Annotated in this window: 13 protein-coding genes and 1 riboswitch; of the genes, 9 read left to right on the forward strand and 4 right to left on the reverse strand. The window is 39.4% G+C overall.

From position 1 onward, the window contains the following. The first annotated feature begins 129 nt into the window (after positions 1-129). Positions 130-260, forward strand: a riboswitch (cyclic di-AMP (ydaO/yuaA leader). Positions 261-381: 121 nt separating this feature from the next. The 6 genes from eam to guaB all read left to right on the forward strand — a co-directional run bounded on the left by eam (position 382) and on the right by guaB (position 4880). Then, positions 382-1638 carry a glutamate 2,3-aminomutase gene (gene eam, locus BR02_RS0104235; protein WP_031514517.1) on the forward strand — a complete coding sequence of 419 codons (1257 nt, stop codon included), beginning with the start codon at positions 382-384 and terminating at the stop codon, positions 1636-1638. Between the two features lie 119 nt (positions 1639-1757). Further along, positions 1758-2081 (forward strand): YtrH family sporulation protein, encoded by a 324-nt coding sequence (locus BR02_RS0104240; protein ID WP_031514519.1) that lies wholly within the window; start codon positions 1758-1760, stop codon positions 2079-2081. Beyond that, the gene (locus BR02_RS0104245; RefSeq protein ID WP_031514521.1) at positions 2078-2566 is read left to right on the forward strand and encodes a hypothetical protein; all 489 of its coding nucleotides are present in this window, start codon (positions 2078-2080) and stop codon (positions 2564-2566) included. The genes BR02_RS0104240 and BR02_RS0104245 overlap by 4 nt, the downstream gene beginning before the upstream one ends. Before the next feature lie 61 nt (positions 2567-2627). Then, a complete protein-coding gene (locus tag BR02_RS0104250) occupies positions 2628-2852 on the forward strand; it encodes a histidine kinase (RefSeq protein WP_031514523.1) in 225 nt (74 codons plus the stop codon). Positions 2853-2904: 52 nt separating this feature from the next. Next, the gene (locus BR02_RS0104255) at positions 2905-3327 is read left to right on the forward strand and encodes an FxsA family protein (RefSeq protein ID WP_084170929.1); all 423 of its coding nucleotides are present in this window, start codon (positions 2905-2907) and stop codon (positions 3325-3327) included. Positions 3328-3422: 95 nt separating this feature from the next. Further along, a complete protein-coding gene (gene guaB, locus BR02_RS0104260) occupies positions 3423-4880 on the forward strand; it encodes an IMP dehydrogenase (RefSeq protein ID WP_031514527.1) in 1458 nt (485 codons plus the stop codon). Between the two features lie 74 nt (positions 4881-4954). Here the strand turns inward: guaB and BR02_RS0104265 are convergent, their stop codons facing one another. Next, positions 4955-5614 carry a GNAT family N-acetyltransferase gene (locus tag BR02_RS0104265; protein WP_337999117.1) on the reverse strand — a complete coding sequence of 220 codons (660 nt, stop codon included), beginning with the start codon at positions 5612-5614 and terminating at the stop codon, positions 4955-4957. A gap of 497 nt (positions 5615-6111) precedes the next feature. On the opposite strand from BR02_RS0104265, the gene BR02_RS0104270 reads away from it, so the two are divergent. From BR02_RS0104270 to BR02_RS0104280, 3 genes are all read left to right on the forward strand, one after another. After that, positions 6112-7392: a coiled-coil domain-containing protein gene (locus BR02_RS0104270; RefSeq protein ID WP_238442397.1), complete on the forward strand. Its 1281-nt coding sequence runs from the start codon at positions 6112-6114 to the stop codon at positions 7390-7392. Positions 7393-7506: 114 nt separating this feature from the next. Further along, the gene (locus tag BR02_RS0104275) at positions 7507-8208 is read left to right on the forward strand and encodes a response regulator transcription factor (RefSeq protein ID WP_031514534.1); all 702 of its coding nucleotides are present in this window, start codon (positions 7507-7509) and stop codon (positions 8206-8208) included. Beyond that, on the forward strand, positions 8205-9689 hold the full coding sequence (locus BR02_RS0104280) for a sensor histidine kinase (RefSeq protein WP_031514536.1): 1485 nt from the start codon (positions 8205-8207) through the stop codon (positions 9687-9689). The genes BR02_RS0104275 and BR02_RS0104280 overlap by 4 nt, the downstream gene beginning before the upstream one ends. A gap of 35 nt (positions 9690-9724) precedes the next feature. On the opposite strand, the gene BR02_RS0104285 is transcribed toward BR02_RS0104280, so the two are convergent. Genes BR02_RS0104285 through BR02_RS0104295 form a run of 3 tightly spaced genes read right to left on the reverse strand, consistent with a single transcriptional unit; the run spans position 9725 to position 12793 of the window. Next, complete coding sequence (locus BR02_RS0104285; RefSeq protein WP_031514538.1) at positions 9725-10684, reverse strand: acyl-CoA dehydratase activase; 960 nt, start codon at positions 10682-10684, stop codon at positions 9725-9727. 20 nt (positions 10685-10704) lie between these two features. Beyond that, positions 10705-11784 (reverse strand): acyl-CoA dehydratase activase-related protein, encoded by a 1080-nt coding sequence (locus tag BR02_RS0104290; protein ID WP_337999118.1) that lies wholly within the window; start codon positions 11782-11784, stop codon positions 10705-10707. A gap of 16 nt (positions 11785-11800) precedes the next feature. Next, positions 11801-12793: an acyl-CoA dehydratase activase-related protein gene (locus BR02_RS0104295; protein ID WP_031514542.1), complete on the reverse strand. Its 993-nt coding sequence runs from the start codon at positions 12791-12793 to the stop codon at positions 11801-11803. Between the last annotated feature and the right edge of the window lie 36 nt (positions 12794-12829).

Here is a 12829-nt window from a genome sequence, read left to right on the forward strand (position 1 = left end):
TAAACGAAAGAGCTGGGTAATAAATATAGAGAATAAATGATATTTAATAAAATTAATTTGTATGTACTATAGAAAGCTAATAAAAAAAATGATATAATTTAACTGGTATAAATTTTAAAATTAAATTTTTCCTCTATACCGCTGAATTCTTTTTATTAAAGAAGCGGAGGAACCGAATTTTTGGGGTGAATCCCGTATGGGTAGGGTTACTTTCGACCCGAATCCGTCAGCTAACTTCGCAAGCGTTTGAGAGAGGGGAAAGCAATACCTTTAATTAAGGTAAGGCTTAGTTAAAATCGCCCAAAATCCCCGTTCTCAAACGAACTGGGTTTTTTGTTTTATTCGGCTAACATTTTACACTATTCTAGAGGGGGTTTGTTAATGGCTGTAAATTTATTGAATGAAAACAAATTTACAAAAAAAGAAAAATACAAGATTGCCCTCAAAAGAGCAGAAGAGTTGAAGGGTAGAATTAGTGATTATTTAATTAATAAGGAATCCATATACACAGGATTCGATCTGCAACACGATATTAACAAACGTAAGGAAAAATTGTTGAAGCTATTTAATGCCACTGAGGAACAGTGGAATGATTGGAAATGGCAAATGGCTAACCGTATAAGAGACATAGAGACACTGTCTGCTATATTTGATATTGATGAAAAAGATTTGGAGGACATTACAAAGGTTGGCAATAAGTTTCGCTGGGCTATCTCGCCTTATTATGCCAGTTTGATGGAATATAATACCAAAGATCCCATTTGGTTACAGGCAGTGCCTTCAAGGGAGGAGTTATGCGACAAAAGTGGCGTTGATGATCCCATGGCTGAGGAATTTACTTCTCCGGCTCCGGCTATCACACGAAGGTATCCCGATAGGTTAATCATTAATGTCACCAATCAATGTGCAATGTATTGCCGTCATTGCCAGAGAAGACGTAACATTGGTGAAGTAGACAAACACAAACCCAAAAAGATGTTAGAAGAATCACTGGCCTACATTCGTGCCAATAAAGAAATAAGAGATGTGTTAATTACCGGCGGTGATGCACTGTTACTCTCTGACAGTATGATAGATTGGTTATTAGGTGAATTGGATAAAATTGAACATGTGGAAATAAAGCGTTTGGGCACAAGGACCCTTGTTACTATGCCACAGCGCATTACACCGCAATTGTGTAGCATAATAGAAAAACACCCTCCCATTTATATAAATACTCAATTTAATCACCCCAGAGAAATAACTCCAGAAGCAAAGCAAGCCTGTGATATGTTAATTAAAGCCGGTGCAGTACTAGGAAATCAGGCTGTACTATTGAAAGGTGTTAATAACAATCCGCATATAATGAAAAAATTAAACCATCAATTATTAAAGATAAGAGTTCGACCCTATTATATATTCCATGCAAAACAGGTAACCGGCACAAAACATTTTATAACCTCAGTGGATGAAGGCCTGGAAATAATTGATAAGTTAAGGGGCTATACCTCTGGACTTGCGGTGCCTACCTATATTATTAATGCCCCCAATGGTTACGGCAAAACACCGATTTTGCCCCAGTATGTAATAAATAAAACAGACAAAGATATTACCATACGCACCTGGGAAAAAAGGGTAATGCACTGTAAAGTTAATTAACCGATAAAAAAATAAGAGTTTATATTTAAGAGCTTATATTTTAAGCTCTTATTTTTTTAACATAAAGACCCTCCTCACTTAATAAATTATTATAAAAATTACCTAAGGGAGGGGGTTAGATGACCTTTGAGCAGAAGATGGTCATCATTTTTTTTACTGCTTTGGGGGTGGTGCTTGGCGCCGCTCTCATAGGTTCTGCTTCTTCAATAATGGTGCGTCAACCTCCGGTCACCACAATGGTAAGAATTGCCGGTGAGATAAAAATTTGGGCCATTGTTGCTGCAATTGGAGGTACTTTCACTGCCATTGAAGTTCTAGAATCCGGTATATTTGACGGGGAATTTAGAGCGGTAATTAAACAACTTTTATATGTATTGAGTGGCTTTGCCGGGGCACAGGTGGGATATTTTTTAATATTGTATTTAGCGGGTGGTAACAATTGAATATAACTGCAATAAGATTAATTTCGGCTATATTCATTGGAATACTTTTAGGTGCCTCGGGCATGAATTTATACATTAGCAATCAATACGAGAAGTTAATTGCTAAAAACAGAGCCTTAGAAGAAGAGTTGATTAACACACAGAAAAGCCTGGAGGAATTAAAGGGAAGATTAGAGCAGCAGCAGCGAAAAAGCATTATTGCCCAGATAAAACCTCAACTGGTTATTAATGTCACCGAAGATATGCCCAGTTACGCAGTAACCAGTGCCAAACTTGACGGGGAAAAGAAAATAACAGAGCTACTTGAACCTTTTAAAGGGCAGGAGGTTAATGGGACAAATTTTAATTTAATCGCCAGAATTATTGACGGAAGGGAATTTGAGAGTGAAGGTAGAAGATATGTTTTAAAAGTTGATGTGGTGGTAGCCACAGAAGAGTTATTAGTTTTCGCCACCGCAGACCTATTAAAGACAATTGAATATTAAGACATAACTGCCACTGCTTTGGACAAAATATCAATAATAAATACAAAAGGAGTGGTGGTTTATGGAAGAGTACTTGCGAGCCAGGGTACCATGGAGCACTGAACCAAGTTTATCTACTAAAACAGAAGAAGTGGGTATAGATTTTGATTCCTTTATTGAAGGTCTAAAAAACGATAAGACAGATGCTGAGATGGCTCAAGAATTTGGTGTAACCGAAAAAACAATCGGCCACCTAAGACATCATTTTATTACCAGAGGCATTGGATCAATTATGGGTCAAGATTAAATACTACAGGGCCAAGCCTGGCCCTTTTTATTTTATAGTTTGATATATTAAGATGAGGATAAGGGAGAGATTTGTTTTGTTAGGCCGTTTATTATTATTTTTTATTATTGTTCCGTTTATTGAGATAACAATACTAATTAGACTTGGCGACTATATAGGATTTTGGCCCACTTTCGGACTGGTTATTCTAACGGGCCTTATAGGCCTTGTTATAATACGAACACAAGGTTTCTATATGCTACAACGCATTAGAAATGATGTTGCTATGGGAGTGCCGCCGGCACAGGCACTTATTGACGGCCTGTATTTATTAATTGGCGGCATATTATTAATAGTTCCTGGGCTAATAACTGACTTTATAGGTTTATTACTGCTGTTTCCTGTTTTCCGTTTTATGATTAACAGGTTGCTAACCCCATGGTTAATTGGCAAATTACATAAAAGCGGTGGATTTTATTATCGACGTTGGCAGTAGGATGGAAATTAACTGCAGCTTAACTTTAATTGATATTAATTGTATGTTATAATACAAAATTATTATAGATTTAGTTTAAAGAAGGGAGCGTTGACATGTATCCCGATAAATTTGCAAAAGAGGGATTAACTTTTGATGATGTTTTACTTGTACCTGCAGCTTCTGAGGTGCTACCCCGAGACGTTGACACCTCAGTGAATCTCACACAAAAAATTAAATTGAACATTCCAATAATGAGTGCAGGAATGGATACAGTTACTGAATCCCGCATGGCTATAGCCATAGCCCGGGAGGGTGGGATTGGTGTAATTCATAAGAATATGACTATAGAAGAGCAGGCTTTAGAGGTGGACCGGGTAAAACGTTCAGAACATGGAGTAATATGGGATCCGATATTTCTGTCACCTCAACACACCATTAATGATGCAGAATCCCTAATGTCCCGCTACCGCATATCCGGCGTACCCATCACCCAAGAAGACGGCAAACTGGTGGGTATACTGACCAATAGGGATTTAAGATTTATTAAGGACTATAACCAACCGATAGGTAATGTAATGACCAAGGACAACCTAGTAACTGCACCGGTTGGCACCACCTTGGTAGAAGCTCAAGATATATTGCAGCAGTATAAGGTAGAAAAACTGCCCATAGTCGATGATAATTACGTATTAAAAGGCTTAATTACAATTAAAGACATTGAAAAAGCAAGACAGTTCCCTCATTCAGCTAAGGACAGTCGAGGCCGACTGCTGGTGGCGGCTGCTGTGGGAGTATCCGCAGAAACAGAAGAGCGGTTGAGTGCATTAGTTAAGGCTAAGGTTGACGTTATTGTAGTAGATACTGCCCACGGACATTCTAAATATGTTATCGAAACAGTAAAATACATAAAACAGAATTATCCGGAAATAGATGTTATTGCGGGCAATGTGGCCACGGCAGAAGCCACTAAAAAACTTATAGAAGCCGGTGCCGATGCGGTAAAGGTTGGTATTGGACCCGGTTCTATATGTACCACCAGGGTGGTAACCGGTGTAGGGGTTCCACAAGTTACGGCAATTTACGACTGTGCTATGGAAGCTAAAAAATATAAGATCCCAATTATAGCTGACGGAGGAGTTAAATATTCCGGAGATATTACCAAGGCCATTGCTGCCGGAGGAAATGTGGTAATGCTAGGTAGTATATTGGCCGGCACAGAGGAAAGTCCCGGGGAAATAGAAATATATCAAGGTCGCAGCTACAAAGTTTATCGCGGCATGGGCTCATTGGGAGCAATGAAAAAGGGTAGTAAGGATCGTTATTTCCAAGACAATGCATTGAAATTGGTACCGGAGGGAGTAGAGGGTAGGGTACCCTATAAGGGAACACTTTCTGATACTGTGTTTCAGTTGATGGGCGGCTTAAGGGCAGGAATGGGTTATTGTGGATGTAAAAATATTAATGATTTACAGACTAAAACTAAATTTGTCCGAATAACCGGCGCCTCGTTAAAAGAAAGCCACCCCCACGGTGTAAACATTACTAAAGAAGCTCCCAACTACAATTTTTAATTTAGCGGTCAAGGATTTATTCTTGACACGGCCGGTTAAATAAAAATGGGCGGGGTTAACCCGCCCTTATTAATTTAAGTATATCTACTTCTAAAAGTAAGCTCTTCAAAGCGCTGAATAGCTTCCTTTGGCACATTTTTTCCAATTCTAACCATCAAAACATTGGCCGGATGCTCCAGTATATCAGGATCATCGGTGGCCCGCTTTCTTAGACCCACACTGCTAAAAAGTTTAGTCAACATTCGTTGATAATCCCACATTGTTAAATTGCTACCGCGCAAATCCCAATGCCAACAGTATTCAATTGTAATGATAATAAAATCCTCTGCAAAGCCATTGTTAATAATAGCTTCTTTTAGTAAGTGGTGAGCAACTCGATATTTTCGCCAGCTTTTTGTAATTTCAATAGCACCCAACTCTAAAACCCAGGGGTGTTTATGCCAGCGACTATATTCGTCTGGATGATGAAAAGTCACATACCCTATAATTTCATTGTTATGCCGAGCGATAAAAACTCTTCCGTTTGGTATGTCCGTAATTTTAATTAATGACTCCTTTTGGCGCTTTGCCGGTCGGAAATTATTTAAATCTTCATTAATAGTGAGACGGGATAGATAACTTGCCGATACAGGTCCCTCTAGATGTATTGAACCCTGTGGTGTAAAGATTAAGCCTTTAACAACCTGTATATCTTTTTGGTTTAATGTTTTCTCATCAGGATCATAAATAGCCATACTCATCCCCCATCACCCTTTCGTGAATCAATTCACTTATAATGACGCTTTTTCCACTGGGGTGCAAATATTACTCTTTGGACTGTAAAAACTACCACTTACTATTCATTATATGCCAATTGTCACTAAAATTACAAGACAAATAATTTATTTCTTATCTTATTTACCGGATGATCTGGCCTGCGGGGCCTGTTGCCTGGGGGCATCTTTTACCGCAATGGGCAGCAAAGCTCTATTTCTCTATTCTGGCTAAGCAAATTGTAAAAAACTGTAGGAAATATCTGTAAAAAATTTACATTGTTTAAGCAGGGATATGGCTATTTCCAGTGAATATAATTATAGGTTAAAAATGGAAATTGTACATATATTCAGATTTAGGAAGGTGATTAAAATTGTCCAGCAGTAATCTAAGTTCCTTAACCGATGTCATAAAAAAGACCTTGTATTTTTGTGAAGGGTTGCCGGTTAATGATACAGCTCGCTATGTACATTTGAAAATGCTTAAGGATTACACTCCAACCCAGGTGATAGAGAAAGTGACCCTGTGTCTAAATCAAAATCCATGTTTTTACTCTGATAGCCATGGTTTATGGTATCTTGAATCTAAAGGTAATGAGGAAAATGATAAATTTTATAAAACACTTATTAAAAAAAAAGAACCCATGTCATTGCGTGAGGTGACCAAAGGTACAGGTACAAAAAAAAGAAAAATTCAAAAACTTACTGAAGAAGCTGCATTAGTTACCGATGGAAGGTTTGTACAAATGGAAAATGGTAATTGGGGGTTAACCCAATGGAACATTGAGCCTGAAATATATTCTTTAAAACATTTAATAATAAAAGTGTTAAAAATGCATCCAGGCGGTGTATCTCCAGAGGATGTGTATCATACCGTTAAAGAGTGGCGTCCTTGTACATTGGATGCAATAAAACAAAACTTAAAAAAGTTTGCTTACTTTGAGTTAGTAGATACTAATATGTATACATATGATAAAAAATTGCATGCCTTCAATGATATTTTAATGGAGCGCTACCTGGGTATTTTACGGCGACAAAAACAAAGGTGGCAGTATGATCGGGAACGGTGGAAGATTAAACTTGGTAATTTAGAAAGGCAACTAAGTGAGGTGTCTAAAGCACAGCGGGAAGCTGCGGCGGCACTGGCGGAAAGGGTATCAATAATGGACCAATACCACCATTTAGCAACACAGTTATCAGAAAAAGATTTACTTCTTTCCATGCGCAAGAAAGAAATTTTGCGTTACCGGGAGCAGTTGGCAAAGCTTGAAGCTAAGGCTAACAGCATACTCCATCAATGCCGCCTTTGGGTTAACCGTACCAAGGAAAGGGATATGAAAATACATAGTTTGCAAAAGATTAACGAAAAGAATCAGTCCAGTTTGGAAATAATGTTTGCTAAACTACAGCAGTATAAAGAGAAAGATCGTGAAAGTAAAGCAAAAATTGCGGAACTTAAGGATCACTATACCACCCGTATTGCAGAGCTGCAAACTGAAATTGTAGAATTAAAAGAAAAATTAGAACGGTATAAGGAAAACAGCGACTATGAAGAGCGCAGACTCTATCAGGATATCAACGATATGTCCAATGATCTGAAGGAAGCCCTGGAAACAAGTGAGCAATTACAAAAGACAGTCCGCTTGTTACAGCAGGAGTTGGATCAGGCAATAGAAGCTAAAAAGAAATTAGAGAATAAATTAAAACCCTTGCCGGTTAGAATCGCTTTAAAAATATCAAGTTTTATCTCTGGGTATTAGTGAAAGCCTTGGAATGACATTCCAAGGCTTTTATCTGGCGTAAAAGGCCGTGAACTTTACAGTATATTTAATATTATATAAAATATATCAAAAGCCGATGAGGGGTTATTAGCTATGGATTTAAGCCAAAAACATATTTTAATAGTAGATGATGAGGAAAAGATTAGAGATTTGTTATCTATGTACTTAAGGGAAGCAGGTTTTTTAACCAGTCAGGCTTCTGGCGGTCAGCAAGCCTTGGATATGATTAATGAATATAATTATAACTTAGTTATTTTGGACTTAATGATGCCGGGAATAGATGGCCTAGATGTGTGTCGAAAGATCAGGCAGACCTCCCAGATACCGGTTATAATTTTAACCGCCAAGGGGGATGAATTTGATAAGGTTTTGGGTTTGGAGATGGGTGCAGATGATTATATCGTAAAGCCTTTCAGTCCAAGGGAAGTGGTGGCAAGGGTGAAGGCGGTACTAAGAAGGTCAACAGCTTCTTCAATTAATAAAAATACTAGGGTGCTTAGATATGACGGACTGATAATAGATGCCGATGCAAGGGCAGTTGCCATAAAAGAGGTGGAAATTAATTTAACTCCAAAGGAGTTTGATTTGCTATATTTTATAGCCCAGTATCCTGGCAAGGTTTTTTCCCGGGAGCAGTTGCTCCGGCATGTTTGGGATTACGACTATTATGGTGATTTGCGTACAGTGGACACCCATGTAAATCGCTTGCGAGATAAACTAAATAAACATTGCGGTGATTGTCAGTATATTCATACTGTTTGGGGTGTTGGTTATAAGTTCGAGGTAGGTAAATGATTAGTAGAAGTATTGTTATTAAACTTTGGGTTGTTATGGTGCTGCTGGTTTTGGTGGTATTAGGAAGTTCTGTTTTAATACAGACTTTTTTACTTGAACGCACCTATTATAGGCAGCACACCGAACAACTAATAACCGCTGCCCAAGGACTTTCCGAATCTGTAACCGACTTCCATGATTCCACTGTTATGCAAAGCATGATGTGGAATACAGCCAGTGCCTTGGGTGCCTATGTAATAGTATTGAACAGTGAAGGTGATATACTTTATACGCAAGGACCGGACAGATACGGCAGGCAAGGTCATGGCCATGGGCATGGTCGTGGTCATATGATGGGTAATAATACTCACATAGCCGGCGATAATACCCAGTATGGGATTGAAATAAATATAGATCAGGTATTACAAGGAGAGACAGTTGCTGCAAGGGGGCAGTCTCAGCTGGCAAATACTGAAGTTTTGACAGTGGGAGTTCCTATTTATGATAAGGAGCTAATAACCGGTGCAATACTGTTGCAAGCACCAATACCGGCTATAAGCTCCCGGGTTAGGGCATTTCAAAATGTTTCGCTGTACACAGCAGTATTGGGAGTCTTGTTAGCAACTGTATTAAGTCTAGTTTTGTCCAGATCACTGGTTAAACCACTATTGGAAATTAACAAGGCAACCAAAGATATGGTAGAAGGCAATTATAACAGCAGGGTAGAGGTGACAAGTAGCGATGAAATAGGTATGCTGGCCCAATCTTTTAATGAATTGTCTGCCCGGTTGGCTGAAAAAGTTAAAACCCTGGAACAAATAGATAACAATCGCAGGGATTTTGTTGCCAGTATATCCCATGAGTTAAGAACCCCCTTAACTATCATTCAAGGATATACTGAAGCATTGCGGGATGGAATGGCAAAAGATGAATCTCAGCGTCAGCAGTACTTAACCTATGTGCACGAAGAACTAATGAGAATGCGCAGACTAGTGGATGAACTGCTGGATATGAGAAGACTTGAAACAGGCCAGCTAAAAACTAATTTTTCAACTGTGAATATTGCACAATTGACGGTTCATTTAATCGAAAGGTTTAAACCACTGTTTGAAGAAAAAAATGTATCATTGCAATATGATATTCCTGAGAATTTACCGGATGTAAAAGCAGATAAAGACAGGCTGGCCCAGGTGTTAACAAATCTTTTAGATAACGCTTTACGGGTAAGCGGTGAAGGTGGCCAGGTATCTGTAACAGTTCAAGATCTCCAAGCTGAGATTTCGATAACTGTTTCTGATACCGGGCCAGGTATTGCTAAAGAAGATATACCTTTAATATGGGAGCGATTTTATAAGGCAGATAAATCCAGAACCAGGGGAGGGGCAGGTACAGGGCTGGGATTAGCCATCAGTAAAAGAATTATTGAGCTGCACAAAGGTAACATATGGGTAGACAGTGAGTTGGGCAAAGGCAGTCAATTTACTTTCACTGTTCCTAAATAAGAATTAACCGTTTATGAACCATGGTTCATAAACGGTTAACTTTCCACCATATCCCAACGGTGGCAACGGTTTCCCCACCTGCCGATAACTTTATCCTGTTCATGTATTTCTACAACTTCACAGGCATTGGAGCAGCCGTCACACTCAAAGCTGCTGGTTTGATAGGCCAGGTTTGTAATGGCAAAGCCTTTGAAATTTGTTTTTCCCGTACGATCGGTTTCTTCTTTGGCTAACAGGGCTGCACCTATTGCGCCCATAACATCAAAATGTTTAGGTATTATTACCGGCAAGCCCAGTTCCCGCTCAAAGGCAGCTTTTATGCCTACGTTGGCAGCAACACCACCTTGGAAAACCACCGGAGGTAGTATCTCCAGTCCTTTGCCAACGTTATTTAAATAGTTTCGCACCAATGCTTCACAAAGCCCATTGATGATATCCGGCAATCGATGTCCCATCTGTTGTTTGTGAATCATATCTGATTCGGCAAATACCGTACATCTACCGGCGATTCTCACCTGTAAAGATGATTCCAAGGCCAATGAACCGAAATCGGAAATGGGTATATTTAAGCGTGATGCCTGCTGATCTAAAAAGGAACCCGTGCCTGCAGCACAAACGGTGTTCATGGCAAAGTCTGTAACTATTCCGTTTCGAAGAATAATAATTTTTGAATCCTGTCCACCTATTTCTAATACCGTTTGAACGTCTGGCACCATTACCGATGCTGCTACAGCGTGGGCGGTAATCTCATTCTTAATAATATCCGCTCCCAGCATTACTCCAGCCAGATAACGTCCGCTGCCGGTTGTTCCGGCACCGGCAATTTTTACCTTCTCGCCTAATTTAGATGCCGCTTCCTTTAGGCCATGCTGAAGTACTTCAATGGGACGACCCCTGGTACGCAAATAGATATTGACAAGTACTTGGCCATCACCGTCAATGGCCACAATATTAGTACTGACAGAACCTACATCTATACCTAGATATGCATTCATTTGTATATCCTTCCTTATCATCAAGTGGCGGTAGATAAATGAAAAGAATTTTGCCGGTGTTTGCGTCTTAGTAAATCTACAAATGCTTCCAGACGGGTAGCCATACCGGCCTTACCGGTTTGCTCATCCAAGAAAAAGGTCAGTACAGGTATGTTATGCATTTTGCTGACTTTGGGTAAAATTGTTCTGGCAACAATCTCAGGTATACATGTAAATGGGGCTAACTGTATAACACCATCAAAGCCCCTCTTAGCATATAAGACGGTATGCCCAACTGTGTCACGGCCATGCCCGCCGATTAACTCCGGTAAATAAGGTTGGGCTGCCTCGGTGACAGAAACTAATTCTTCGGTACCACTTCCTAAATTATCCTTGGTCCAACCCGTTAGATACATTGAACGCTCAACCTCAACGCCCATATTTCCTAACGTTTCTTCAATCTCTAAGTTGCTGGCAGGTTCTAAAAGCACATAGATTTCTCCCACTAAGCCAACCTTAAGTATTTGACGGTTTGGGTCGATGGGAATTTCTTTAAAGGCTTTAATGCCTGCTGCCTCAGCCTCTGCTATTTCATCGTGGGTGCGTGCTTCATCTAGCCAGCCTTGTGCCTGCTTATAAACTCTGGTGGCAGAGCCGCATTTTAACTCTCTGGGTCGAATTTTGTGACTTAGTTGTTCCATTTTATCCAAGGCTTTTAATTTATGCCAACCCCTTTTTATTGCCTTGTAAATTGCCAGGTAAGATAAACGGGCTTGATTAAGTTTTCTAACATTACGTATAAAATTAAGTGGATGCTCTTTAGGGGATTCAAAGCAAATTAAATCTACAGGGTGGCCCAAATCCTGTATAATACATTGGTGTAGATGTGCATAGTGCCCGGCTCTACAAGGACCATAGCCTCCAGAGGTGACAATGGTATCCATACCCTTTTCAATGGTTTCAAGATATGTTCCCAGTAATATTTTATAGGGCAAGCATGCAAATTCCGGCGCATACTTTACCCCTAAATCCAGTGTTTTCTTACTGGGGCGAGGGGGCACAATAACTTCATTGCCCATTTCTTCCAAAAGCATCTTAAAGGCTATATGTGAATGACCCATATGAGGGAAAGTTATTTTAGGCATTTTTCATCGCCTCTTTTCTGCGTTTAACCATATCTACAAAGGCTTCTAAACGAGTAAATATTCCTGCTTCGCCGCTGTGTTCATCGATGGTAACAGTCATAAAAGGTATGTGGGTATGCTTTTTAGATTCAAGCTCCATATATTTGTCTACCATAGAATCAGGTCCACAGCCAAAGGCTGTGAGATGAATAATACCGTCTACCTTACCATTCTCAAAAAAGTGAAAAGCCGATTTCAGTACCATATCGCTAAAAGTCCAAAACATATTTTTGGGTATTTTATTATTTTGTTTATTTAACTGACTAATCGGTACTTGCTCAACAGTAATAACTTTAACCCCTAATCGGTTTAACTTTTCAAGAATGTTTATACTTATGTAACTGTCATGAACAGCATAAGGGTATCCAAGGACAGCAAACCTTAAGTGGTAATCTTTATGGTGGGCAGCAATCTCTTTTTTACCCATTAGAATTGCTGAAATTGCTTTTTCCGGAGGAAGACCTTGGTGTTGCAGTTTTTTATATTTTTTATGCACTCTTAGAGCTTTTAGATATGCCAATAATATTTTAGTTTTGCTATCTGAGAAGTGACTGCCAATAACACTAAAAGCTCGCCAGACAGCAAAACGGGAGCTGCGAACATCAATTCTGGTGTCAATAACCTTTGGCAAACCGTCCAAGGCGTGATTAATCATATCCGGTAGCCCTAAAAATTTTGGGCAATAAATACTTTTACCGTTTAAACACACAACTCTGGGAATAAATAAAAAATCAACCTTATTTTTCAAGGTTTGAACATGTCCAAAGAACACTTTTATAGGAACACATGCATCTGCCAGTGCCTCGCGAACCCCGGCATCAATAATCTCTCTGGAAGTTTTGCCGGAGGTTAGAACCCTTACGCCCAGTTCGCTAAAAAAAGTTTTAGCCATAGGATAATACATATAATAAAATAGCGATTGTGGAATACCTACCTTTGTTGCCACTGTTTTCTTCCTTTCGCATGAAGTAACAATGCATTA

It is taken from the genome of Desulfofalx alkaliphila DSM 12257, from assembly GCF_000711975.1.
GTDB lineage: Bacteria > Bacillota > Desulfotomaculia > Desulfotomaculales > Desulfohalotomaculaceae > Desulfofalx > Desulfofalx alkaliphila.

Bases quoted from the DNA above. Each gene is read 5' to 3' on its own strand.
- eam (WP_031514517.1), top strand. From the start codon at position 382: ATGGCTGTAAATTTATTGAATGAAAACAAATTTACAAAAAAAGAAAAA.
- BR02_RS0104240 (WP_031514519.1), top strand. From the start codon at position 1,758: ATGACCTTTGAGCAGAAGATGGTCATCATTTTTTTTACTGCTTTGGGG.
- BR02_RS0104250 (WP_031514523.1), top strand. From the start codon at position 2,628: ATGGAAGAGTACTTGCGAGCCAGGGTACCATGGAGCACTGAACCAAGT.
- BR02_RS0104255 (WP_084170929.1), top strand. From the start codon at position 2,905: ATGAGGATAAGGGAGAGATTTGTTTTGTTAGGCCGTTTATTATTATTT.
- guaB (WP_031514527.1), top strand. From the start codon at position 3,423: ATGTATCCCGATAAATTTGCAAAAGAGGGATTAACTTTTGATGATGTT.
- BR02_RS0104265 (WP_337999117.1), bottom strand. From the start codon at position 5,614: ATGGCTATTTATGATCCTGATGAGAAAACATTAAACCAAAAAGATATA.
- BR02_RS0104270 (WP_238442397.1), top strand. From the start codon at position 6,112: ATGCTTAAGGATTACACTCCAACCCAGGTGATAGAGAAAGTGACCCTG.
- BR02_RS0104275 (WP_031514534.1), top strand. From the start codon at position 7,507: ATGGATTTAAGCCAAAAACATATTTTAATAGTAGATGATGAGGAAAAG.
- BR02_RS0104280 (WP_031514536.1), top strand. From the start codon at position 8,205: ATGATTAGTAGAAGTATTGTTATTAAACTTTGGGTTGTTATGGTGCTG.
- BR02_RS0104285 (WP_031514538.1), bottom strand. From the start codon at position 10,684: ATGAATGCATATCTAGGTATAGATGTAGGTTCTGTCAGTACTAATATT.
- BR02_RS0104290 (WP_337999118.1), bottom strand. From the start codon at position 11,784: ATGGGTCATTCACATATAGCCTTTAAGATGCTTTTGGAAGAAATGGGC.